The organism is Gilliamella sp. ESL0405, from assembly GCF_019469205.1.
Lineage (GTDB): Bacteria > Pseudomonadota > Gammaproteobacteria > Enterobacterales > Orbaceae > Gilliamella.
This window is the reverse complement of the sequence record NZ_CP048265.1, coordinates 139,077-150,094: the sequence shown is the minus strand read 5'-3', so window position 1 is coordinate 150,094 and position 11,018 is coordinate 139,077. Positions and strand designations below refer to the sequence as shown.

8 protein-coding genes are annotated in these 11,018 nt (G+C 41.7%); 7 read left to right on the top strand and 1 reads right to left on the bottom strand.

Features of this window, described 5'->3' with window-relative positions:
- Positions 1–2 precede the first annotated feature (2 nt).
- On the top strand, positions 3–380 hold the full coding sequence (locus GYM74_RS00705; protein WP_220218609.1) for a hypothetical protein: 378 nt from the start codon (positions 3–5) through the stop codon (positions 378–380).
- A 56-nt stretch (positions 381–436) separates the two neighbouring features.
- Here GYM74_RS00705 and GYM74_RS12340 read toward each other — a convergent pair whose 3' ends face one another.
- Positions 437–616 carry a SymE family type I addiction module toxin gene (locus GYM74_RS12340; protein WP_370634032.1) on the bottom strand — a complete coding sequence of 60 codons (180 nt, stop codon included), beginning with the start codon at positions 614–616 and terminating at the stop codon, positions 437–439.
- 240 nt (positions 617–856) lie between these two features.
- On the opposite strand from GYM74_RS12340, the gene GYM74_RS00695 reads away from it, so the two are divergent.
- The 6 genes from GYM74_RS00695 to GYM74_RS00670 all read left to right on the top strand — a co-directional run bounded on the left by GYM74_RS00695 (position 857) and on the right by GYM74_RS00670 (position 11,016).
- Positions 857–1,195 carry a hypothetical protein gene (locus GYM74_RS00695; RefSeq protein WP_220218607.1) on the top strand — a complete coding sequence of 113 codons (339 nt, stop codon included), beginning with the start codon at positions 857–859 and terminating at the stop codon, positions 1,193–1,195.
- Between the two features lie 21 nt (positions 1,196–1,216).
- Positions 1,217–1,456: a hypothetical protein gene (locus GYM74_RS00690; RefSeq protein ID WP_220218606.1), complete on the top strand. Its 240-nt coding sequence runs from the start codon at positions 1,217–1,219 to the stop codon at positions 1,454–1,456.
- Between the two features lie 735 nt (positions 1,457–2,191).
- The gene (locus GYM74_RS00685; RefSeq protein WP_220218605.1) at positions 2,192–6,742 is read left to right on the top strand and encodes a hemagglutinin repeat-containing protein; all 4,551 of its coding nucleotides are present in this window, start codon (positions 2,192–2,194) and stop codon (positions 6,740–6,742) included.
- An 8-nt stretch (positions 6,743–6,750) separates the two neighbouring features.
- A complete protein-coding gene (locus GYM74_RS00680) occupies positions 6,751–7,218 on the top strand; it encodes a hypothetical protein (protein WP_220218604.1) in 468 nt (155 codons plus the stop codon).
- A 109-nt stretch (positions 7,219–7,327) separates the two neighbouring features.
- Entirely contained in the window at positions 7,328–10,753 is a 3,426-nt protein-coding gene (locus tag GYM74_RS00675; protein WP_370634039.1) for a hemagglutinin repeat-containing protein, read from the top strand.
- Entirely contained in the window at positions 10,750–11,016 is a 267-nt protein-coding gene (locus GYM74_RS00670; protein WP_220218602.1) for a colicin immunity domain-containing protein, read from the top strand. The genes GYM74_RS00675 and GYM74_RS00670 overlap by 4 nt, the downstream gene beginning before the upstream one ends.
- Positions 11,017–11,018 lie beyond the last annotated feature (2 nt).

Genomic DNA, 11,018 nt, shown 5'->3' with positions numbered 1-11,018 from the left:
TAATGACCTTATTTGACGAATGTAAAGATGCGCTAAAAGATGATTTTACGATTATTGATGATAATCTATTGAAAGATGTTATGGCTATTTTTGAGCAATATCCTTTAGTTAAAGGTAATATGGTTTGGTCTAAAATTAGTCATAAAGATTATGATAATGTTGAGTCTATCTTGAATGAAAATATATTGAATGATAAAGAAATTTTTATCATTGCCGATGATAAAAATATTCCAGTTTTTAAAACAAATTTTTATCTCTTTGCAGAGAATATTTATGATGTTATAGCATTATCAACGAAATTATTTATTTTTAACAATGAATTTATTTTAGAACCTTTATTTCCTACATATACTCTTCGTTTAGGGATAAAAAATAACTAATTCAGTTCTGCGATCCCCATCGCAGAACTGAACTAATCATTTATCAACAATGCGATCTACTTCGCAAGTTGAACAATTAGCTTACCTTTTTTAGCCGTAATGGTGACAGGTTGCCCGCTAGCGAGCCCAGATTGTTCTAACCAATTGCCTTTAAGATGCAGCGCAGGGTGGTTTGCTGTAGTGGGTGTAAGCTTCTTTGGCTTTGGGGTCGCGGCGGATGCTGATATAGCCAACACTATAATAAGGCGTTATGACGCTTCTCGCAGACGGGAAAGGGACCTACTGCCAACAAACCATTAGACAAAACAGAGTTAGAGCTACAACACGGAAAAGGAAATGTTGAACAAGGTGGTGGAAATTATAAAGAGACTAAGGATAAAATACTTGATAATCAAGCTGCCAATCAGAAAGCCAACGAAAGTAGTAATTTTGGTGAACATGTAGCGAAAGAACAACAAATTAATGCTGGTAAGGGGATGTCGAGTGCAACAGGACAGACTGCTAATAATTTAAACATCAATGAATTAGTTAACTCCGCCAATAAGCCAGTAAACGCTCAAGGATTATCTGAGGCGGCTAGAGCTTGGGAAAAACATGCAGGTAGACAAGGCGGAACATTTGATCCATTGAAAGGTAATGTTACTCAAAAGAATGCGGCAGCTAGTGAATTTGTTAAGGGAGTATTAGAAAACCCTAATACGATTAGAACAGAATTATCTCGTGGTGGCGTTGAATATAGATTACCTAACGGACAAGGAATCCGCTATAACGCTGATGGTTCTTTTTCTGGTTTTTTAGATCCAAAAAAGAAATAACTGATAAGGGAATGACTAATTATGAGTACTGATTTTGAAATTGATTTTTTTAGTGATAATAAGTATAAAGAAATAACTATTGAAATATCCTACAAAGGACAAATACTTTGCCAATTAAATAAAGACAAAGGTATTTCTAATATAGAAATAGAGTTTTTCTTTGACTCCAGAATACTAGCAGAACAGGTAACACCAAAATTTCCACTTGATGAATTTATTAATATTTTAAATGAAGCAAAACAGGATCTTGTTACCGCATAAATAAAAGCCCCGCTCTGGTTAAGCGGGGAGCTTTTATTACTTTTTAGATCTGCATCGCAAGTTCAATAATCAACTTGCCCAGTTCAATCTTAATAATAACAGGGCAACCCAAAATAAAAGCTTATCTACTCCAGCCACCCCACCTTAACCGTTAGTGAGGTTTGGAGTAGCTTTTGCACCTTGTGCTATCTTTAGCATAATAGATAATTTTTAAATACGGCTAAGTGTATTTTTTTATCTTTCCCCAACAAAATCCCTAAAAATAAAGACAATACCTCCCTTCCCCTTTATTTATTACAAGATTTCATATTAAACGATACCGCTCGTCAACCAACAACGGTTGAAAATACCCATCAACATGTTGATATTAATCAGCCTGTTCAAGATTCAGCTAAGCAACACGAAAAACAGATTGATAACCCGCATTTTGGGCACGATAATACAACGGCGGTTAACGCGACAATCGATAAACAGGAGGTTATCACCTCTGCAAATACCCCTGTCGATAATAATATTGATGACCATTTAAATCAGCAAAGCCAACAGGCAGATCATGCCGATTTAGCCACCGCCGATAAGGATATCACCCCGCCTAAAACTATCAGCATTTATGAGCCTAATTTAACCCTGCCGGATAACAGTTTATGGATCGTCAATAAAGATACCGATAAAAATTATATTATTGAAACCGACCCTAACTTTACTCAGCGTAAGAAATGGTTAAGTTCAGACTATATGTTAAGTCGCTTAAAAGCCGATCCGGACTCGGTGCTTAAGCGCTTAGGTGACGGTTATTATGAGCAACAACTGATTAAGGAACAAATCGTTGGTTTGACCGGTCATCGCTATTTGCAAGGCTATGAAAATGATTTAGCGCAGTATCAAGCCTTAATGGATGCCGGTATTAGCTTTGCTAATCAATACGGTATTGCGCCGGGGGTGGAGCTGTCTGCTGAGCAGATGAAAGCGTTAACCACTGATATGGTCTTGTTGGTGAAAAAGCAGGTGGTCATTAATCATCAAGCTATCGATGTTTTAGTTCCGCAGGTTTACATTGTTAACCGCACTGAGCTCAGCCATGACGGTGCGTTAATTGCCGGTGATAATGTCTTTATTAAAGGTCAGGCGCTCAATAGCAGTGGATTAATTAATGCGAAAAAAGATATTCAGTTATCCGGCAATAATGTCACCAATAGTGGCACGGTATTCGGTGAGCGGGTGGCAATCGATGCGAAAAATGATATTACCAATTACGGGAAGTTAGTCGGTGATAAGCTGGTCTATTTATCTGCCGATAATGATATCAATCTTCTGTCCAGTACCCGCACGCAAATCCGTGGTAATAATGTCACCACCAATATCGACCAGGCCAGTATCATTCAGGTGAATAATGGCAATATTGTTATCGATGCCGGGCATGATATTCATGCTAAAGCCGGCTGGATTATTAATAATGCTGAGACAGGTAATACGTCGTTGCACGCCGGTCATGATATTCGCTTTACTGCCGCTGAGATTGAAGAGAAGTTAGATTTAGGTGGCGGCAAACATTATCGTAAAAGCCATGAACACAATGTCGTTGGCAGTGAAATCAGTGCCGCCAATAATGTGACGTTAAGTGCCGGACATGATATTGATGCCAAAACGGTCGATATTGCTGCCGGTAAGCAATTAGGGCTTTATGCCGATAATGATATCGCTATCGGGACGTCGTCTGAGCGATTTGAGTTAGATGAGTTCCATAAGAGTTCAAGCAAAGGCTTTTTAAATAAAACGACCACCACCACGCAGACGCAAATCGATAATACCACCGAAAAAGGCAGTCAGCTCTATGGCGATAGTGTCACCATTGCCGCCGGGAATAATTTAAGTGTCACCGGTAGTCAGGTGGTCGGTACCCATGATGTCAATCTGAAGGCGGGCAATAATATTGATATTGATGCCGCCGAGGAGTCTTATTACCGTAAACAAGAGACGAAGACGAAAAAATCCGGGCTGATGAGTAGCGGCGGTATCGGGGTGACAATTGGTCATGAGAAAGAAAATCTGAAACAGACCGATAGCGAGCAAGCCTATTTAGGCAGTACCGTCGGCAGCACTGAGGGTAATGTGAGCATTCAGGCCGGTAAGGATATTACCGTCAAAGGCAGTGATATTATTGCTAAGCAGGATGTGAACTTAACCGGTGAGAATGTGGCTATCGAGGCACTTGATGCCAAAACCACCTATAACGAGCAGTACACTTATGAGAAATCCGGACTGACCATTGCGTTAACCGGTACGGCAGCAGATATGTATGAAGCGGCCAAAGCGGTTGAGCGGGCGAAAGAGAAAGGCAATGATAAGTTATTAGCCCTGCAATCGATTAAATCTGCGCTGACCGCACTTGAAGCGATTGAAGATTTGCAGCTGCAAAATCAGCAAGGTCAAAAACAGGCATCAATCGGTGTCAGTGTGATGGTGGGCACGCAGCGCACTGAGCGGGAGGTCAATCAGGAGCAACATAATGTTATCAGTAGCGGGGTCTCTGCCGGGCAGAATATTCATATCACCGCAACCGGTGATGCAAATGAGCAAGGCGGGGATATCACCTTAAAAGGCAGTGAGGTGAAAGCCGGCAATGATATTAATCTGACCGCTAACCGGGATGTGAATGTGATTGGTGCGGTCAATACGCAGCACAGTGACCGGGATGAGAAAAGCTACGGCGGTGGCGTGGGCATTCAGCTTCAGTTTGGTGGCGATGAAAGTGGTCTGCGGTTTAAAGCCAACGGTAACTTTAGTCGGGAGCGGGAAAACGCTGACGGCAGTGCCTGGACCGAGAGTGTGATTGATGCTAAAAATCAACTCAATATCAAAACCGGTCATGATGTGAATGTGGTCGGTGGTCAGTTAAAAGGTGATACGGTGAAGATGAATGTGGGCAATAATCTTAACATTCAGTCACTGCAAGATACCGATAATTATGATTATGAAAAAATCAGTGCTTCAGTCAGCGGCACCGCCGGTTATGGTGGGGTGAGTGCGAACGGCTCGTTATCGGCCACGGAAATGGAAAGTAAATGGGCAAGTGTGACTGACCAGTCGGGTATCTTTGCCGGTCAAGGCGGCTATGATATTACGGTCGGCAATAACACGGACTTAAAAGGCGCCGTGATTGCCTCGAAAGCGGAAGATACCAGTAAAAACAAACTTGATACCGGCACTATCAGCTTCAGTGATATTAAAAATAAAGCTGACTTTAAAGTGACCCATGTTGCCATTAGTGGTGGCACCGCCGGTCCCGGTGCGCCAACGGCATTTAAAGACAGTGACAGTGACTCAAGCACCACCAAATCAGCGGTGGAAAAAGGCGAGTTAATCATCCGCAATCAGGACCAGCAAAAACAGGATATCAACGGCTTAAGCCGGGATACGGACAGTGCCAATAATCCGCTCAAACAGATTTTTGATAAGCAAAAAGAGCTGGATAAAATTGAAACTGTTGAGCTGATTAAAGATATTGCCCAACAGGCTAAAAGTGTGGTGAAGAAATATGACCGCATTGAGGCACAAAAAGAGGTGGATAAAAATAAGGATGCGTTAACCCGGGCGGAAGCGGAAAAGCGATATAAATATTTAAGTGATGAGGAAAAAGCGAAATACGCCTCATTTGAACAATATTATAGCGCGAATCAAGACTCCATTTATTACGCGCTGGTTGATACTCAGCTAAAAGCCAATAAAGATAAAAATCTGGGCACAATGGGCGGTAATGTCAGTAAAGGGATTGATACTGCTATGGCGATAGTGACCGGGGTGATTACCGGTGATATTACCGGTAGTCTGGCGGGTGCCAGTGCGCCGTGGATTGCCGAGCAAATCAAACTGCATACCGGTCATGCTGATGAAAAAGGTAACTGGGTGACCGATGATATCGCCGGTAACTTAATTGCCCATGCGATACTCGGCGCCGTTGTTGCTGAGCTGCAAGGTGGCCCATCGATTGCCGGTGGGGTCGGTGCGGTTGCCGGTGAGCTGGCGGCGAAACTGATTAGTGAGCAACTCTACGGTAAAGATGTTAAAGACTTAACCGAAGCTGAAAAACAAAACATCAGCGCCCTCGCCCAGCTGGCTGCCGGCCTGGCGATTGCCGCCGGTGGCGGTGATACCGGCGCTGCCGGTGCGGCGATGGCTGCCGGGAAGAATGCGGTTGAGAATAATTATTTAAATTCGTCAGATCATCAGACTAAAGAAAGTCTAAAATATAAAGAAAAAAATGGAACAATAACTGATTCTGAAAAACTAAAATTATTAGAGCTTCAAATAAAAGATGAAAGCACGACAAATGCTTTGTTAGAAGCCTGTGTTGATGCTAATAGTCAGGCATGTGCAACAGAACGCCAAAATGCTTATGATGCATTGAAGACCTACCAACAATATACTTATTTATATCCTGTGGAAACTCAAATAGGTTATCAGGAAATAAACCATTTATTAAAATCAACATCAAAAGAAGCAAATGAATTGCGCAGTATCTATGATGGCGTGGTGTTATCTTTTCAGCGTTGGGGTTACAACCAAGAAGATGCACAAAAAATGGCTGGCTATTATATGGGTAGCATGATGACAGTTCATGGTGTAGTTGGAGCTGGGATTACTCTGCCTAGAATACAAAAAGTATTCGGTAACACCAAGCAGTTGATCGGAAAAACTGCAACCAATGCCGGAAAGGGAAATACTACCAACAAACCATTAGACAAAACAGAGTTAGAGCTACAACACGGAAAAGGAAATGTTGAACAAGGTGGTGGAAATTATAAAGAGACTAAGGATAAAATACTTGATAATCAAGCTGCCAATCAGAAAGCAAACGAAAGTAGTAAATTTGGTGAGCATGTAGCGAAAGAGCAACAAATTAATGCTGGTAAGGGGGCAAATAGTACATCATCCAATCCAATTATTAACCCAGCAACAAATAAAGTGATTATTGAACACATCATTGTACCATCAGGTAAAGCACCAAAAACCTCTACGCCAAACTCAATTTATGAGGTATCGAGAGCAGATGGTTCTAGGAGTGTTACTTATTATGATGAAAGAGGTAATATGTTCTCAAGAGAAGATTATGGGCAACAAAAAACACATGGGAAACTTGGATATGACGAAAATGGAAAAGTTCCACCGCATGAACATAAGCAAACTTATAAATCTCATAACGGCAAAATATATAAAGATAAAAGCTATTACAGACAAATTGATGAAAATGGTAAGCCCGTTGGTCCTTGGATTTTAGATAAAAAATAGGAGATATTATGTCAAATGATGTATATGGTTATATATTGCCAGATATAAATATAGATTATAAATTAAAATTAGATGATTACATAAAAGTATGTTCAATTAATATTCGAAAAATTGAAAAAAGAGAATTATTTAATTACCCCATAAATTTAATACCAAACATGGAGGCTTTTATATTTGATATAAGTGATGGTCCTAATTCTATTAATGCTACTTATTTAATAGATTATGACCAATATGCACCAGATACAGATATTGGCTTTCCTGCAGATCCGAAAGAACGTCTAGATATACTTATTAATACATTGATTGATATGATCAAAATTACTAATGCATCTAAAATGGTTGTATCCATGACTGAATGCAACCAAATAGAAACGATTAAAAAAATAAGTTTTTCTGAAATGAGGGAAGTCATCCATGCTGATTTTGAAGCATACCAGGCACCGCCTGACACACTTTATGAAATTATATGTTAACAAATTCCTTTTTTAATAAATCAGGCTCTATAATTAACTTGCCCTGTTCAATCTTAATGATAACAGGGCAACCGACATAAAACCCTAGCAGCTAAAGCCCCCTACCCTTATCGATGCTGGACATGATATTAATGCCAAAACGGTCGATATTGCTGCCGGTAAGCAATTAGGGCTTTATGCAGATAATGATATCGCTATCGGGACGTCGTCTGAGCGATTTGAGTTAGATGAGTTCCATAAGAGTTCAAGCAAAGGCTTTTTAAATAAAACGACCACCACCACGCAGACGCAAATCGATAATACCACCGAAAAAGGCAGTCAGCTCTATGGCGATAGTGTCACCATTGCCGCCGGGAATAATTTAAGTGTCACCGGTAGTCAGGTGGTCGGTACTCACGATGTCAATCTGAAGGCGGGCAATAATATTGATATTGATGCCGCCGAGGAGTCTTATTACCGTAAACAAGAGACGAAGACGAAAAAATCCGGGCTGATGAGTAGTGGCGGTATCGGGGTGACCATTGGTCATGAGAAAGAAAATCTGAAACAGACCGATAGAGAGCAAGCCTATTTAGGCAGTACCGTCGGCAGCACTGAGGGTAATGTGAGCATTCAGGCCGGTAAGGATATTACCGTCAAAGGCAGTGATATTATTGCTAAGCAGGATGTGAACTTAACCGGTGAGAATGTGGCTATCGAGGCACTTGATGCCAAAACCACCTATAACGAGCAGTACACTTATGAGAAATCCGGACTGACCATTGCGTTAACCGGTACGGCAGCAGATATGTATGAAGCGGCCAAAGCGGTTGAGCGGGCGAAAGAGAAAGGCAATGATAAGTTATTAGCCCTGCAATCGATTAAATCTGCGCTGACCGCACTTGAAGCGATTGAAGATTTGCAGCTGCAAAATCAGCAAGGTCAAAAACAGGCGTCAATCGGTGTCAGTGTGATGGTGGGCACGCAGCGCACTGAGCGGGAGGTCAATCAGGAGCAACATAATGTTATCAGTAGCGGGGTCTCTGCCGGGCAGAATATTCATATCACCGCAACCGGTGATGCAAATGAGCAAGGCGGGAATATCACCTTAAAAGGCAGTGAGGTGAAAGCCGGCAATGATATTAATCTGACCGCTAACCGGGATGTGAATGTGATTGGTGCGGTCAATACGCAGCACAGTGACCGGGATGAGAAAAGCTACGGCGGTGGCGTGGGCATTCAGCTTCAGTTTGGTGGTGATGAAAGTGGTCTGCGGTTTAAAGCCAACGGTAACTTTAGTCGGGAGCGGGAAAATGCTGACGGCAGTGCCTGGACCGAGAGTGTGATTGATGCCAGGAATCAACTCAATATCAAAACCGGTCATGATGTGAATGTGGTCGGTGGTCAGTTAAAAGGTGATACGGTGAAGATGAATGTGGGCAATAATCTTAACATTCAGTCACTGCAAGATACCGATAATTATGATTATGAAAAAATCAGTGCTTCAGTCAGCGGCACCGCCGGTTATGGTGGGGTGAGTGCGAACGGCTCGTTATCGGCCACTGAAATGGAAAGTAAATGGGCAAGTGTGACTGACCAGTCGGGTATCTTTGCCGGTCAAGGCGGCTATGATATCACGGTCGGCAATAACACGGACTTAAAAGGCGCGGTGATTGCCTCGAAAGCGGAAGATACAAATAAAAACAAACTTGATACCGGCACTATCAGCTTCAGTGATATTAAAAATAAAGCTGACTTTAAAGTGACCCATGTTGCCATTAGTGGTGGCACGGCCGGTCCCGGTGCGCCAACGGCATTTAAAGACAGTGACAGTGACTCAAGTACCACCAAATCAGCGGTGGAAAAAGGCGAGTTAATCATCCGCAATCAGGACCAGCAAAAACAGGATATTAACGGCTTAAGCCGGGATACGGACAGTGCCAATAATCCGCTCAAACAGATTTTTGATAAGCAAAAAGAGCTGGATAAAATTGAGACGGTTGAGCTGATTAAAGATATTGCCCAACAGGCTAAAAGTGTGGTGAAGAAATATGACCGCATTGAGGCACAAAAAGAGGTGGATAAAAATAAGGATGCGTTAACCCGGGCGGAAGCGGAAAAGCGATATAAATATTTAAGTGATGAGGAAAAAGCAAAATACGCCTCATTTGAACAATATTATAGCGCGAATGAAGACTCCATTTATTACGCGCTGGTTGATGCTCATCTGGAAGCCAATAAAGATAAAAATCTTGGCGCAATGGGCGGTAATGTCAGTAAAGGGATTGATACCGCTATGGCGATTGTGACCGGGGTGATCACCGGTGATATTACCGGTAGTCTGGCGGGTGCCAGTGCGCCGTGGATTGCCGAGCAAATCAAACTGCATACCGGTCATGCTGATGAAAAAGGTAACTGGGTGACCGATGATATCGCCGGTAACTTAATTGCCCATGCGATACTCGGCGCCGTTGTCGCTGAGCTGCAAGGTGGCCCATCGATTGCCGGTGGGGTCGGTGCGGTTGCCGGTGAGCTGGCGGCGAAACTGATTCGTGAACAACTCTACGGTAAAGATGTTAAAGACTTAACCGAAGCTGAAAAACAAAACATCAGCGCCCTCGCCCAGCTGGCAGCCGGCCTGGCGATTGCCGCCGGTGGCGGTGATACCGGCGCTGCCGGTGCGGCAATGGCTGCCGGGAAGAATGCGGTTGAGAATAATCATATTGGTCAAGCCATTGTAAAGGCCGCAGAGGCTTCATGTAACGGCGATAAAGCTTGTGAAGATAAGGTTATCTGGGAAGGAATAAACAGTTATAACGAAACGATAATAGAGTACGGCGAACCGCAAGTGATTGTGATAGGCGGACTGATAGCCGCACCTATCGCAATTGATATAGCCGGTCCTGCTATTGCTTCTTGTACTGCCAATCCTGTATTGTGTGCCAATAATGTAGGAACTTGGTTAATCGAAACTGTTGGATTTGAAGGTTACCCGGCGGCAGGGTTAGGAATGACTGCTGGCTCATTAGTTAATTCATTAAGTAAGTCTGAACTGAATGAACTTGCTGCTATAATGGAATTATATAAAAATAATCGTATTGAAAATCCATCTGTCGTATTAAATGAAATAAAAACGACTCTTAGTGAAAACGCGAATTATAAAATTGTTTATGATAGAGCTAATAACACTATCATAAAACAAATTAAAGTTGGAAACGGGATGGGTGGTAATTCGGTTGCCAATGAATTAACAGGGATCACACAAAAACAGTTAGATAAAAAGTTTAAACATGCTGCTGATTTTGGGATAACAACAACAAAGAAAAACGCTGAAACACTTAGTCAATATGAAACAGCAATTAAAAGCCATATGGGAGATGAAGCAACCAAACCTCTAGGTACTTATGGCTTTGTAACAGACTCAAAAGTATTTTTTAATTCAAATACAAATAATGTAGTTGTTCTTGATAAATCTGGTAATTTTGTTACCGGATTTAAGATTACTCCAGGAACACCTCAATATGAAAACTATATGAAAAATGGAGTATTACGATGAGCCTCACGATATTAGAATTTACTAGATCATTAGTTAATGGAAGGATAACTCCTCAAGTTTTTGTTGAAGCTTATATTGAACTTTATCAAATAGAACGAGATAACAATATCTTGATTAATGATGAAGATAGTATAAGTGAATGTTTATCATCCATATTTTGTTTAGCTGATCTTTATAATCCTGATTCTGACAGAGAAGAATATGAATTAGATGAATCACAACTTATTGAACAAATTGAGCAAGAACTAAAAAAGCTAAGATAGTT

Coding starts and splice junctions, on each gene's coding strand:
- GYM74_RS00670 (WP_220218602.1), top strand. CDS start 10,750: ATGAGCCTCACGATATTAGAATTTACTAGATCATTAGTTAATGGAAGG.
- GYM74_RS00685 (WP_220218605.1), top strand. CDS start 2,192: ATGTTAAGTCGCTTAAAAGCCGATCCGGACTCGGTGCTTAAGCGCTTA.
- GYM74_RS00680 (WP_220218604.1), top strand. CDS start 6,751: ATGTCAAATGATGTATATGGTTATATATTGCCAGATATAAATATAGAT.
- GYM74_RS00695 (WP_220218607.1), top strand. CDS start 857: ATGTCGAGTGCAACAGGACAGACTGCTAATAATTTAAACATCAATGAA.
- GYM74_RS00705 (WP_220218609.1), top strand. CDS start 3: ATGACCTTATTTGACGAATGTAAAGATGCGCTAAAAGATGATTTTACG.
- GYM74_RS00690 (WP_220218606.1), top strand. CDS start 1,217: ATGAGTACTGATTTTGAAATTGATTTTTTTAGTGATAATAAGTATAAA.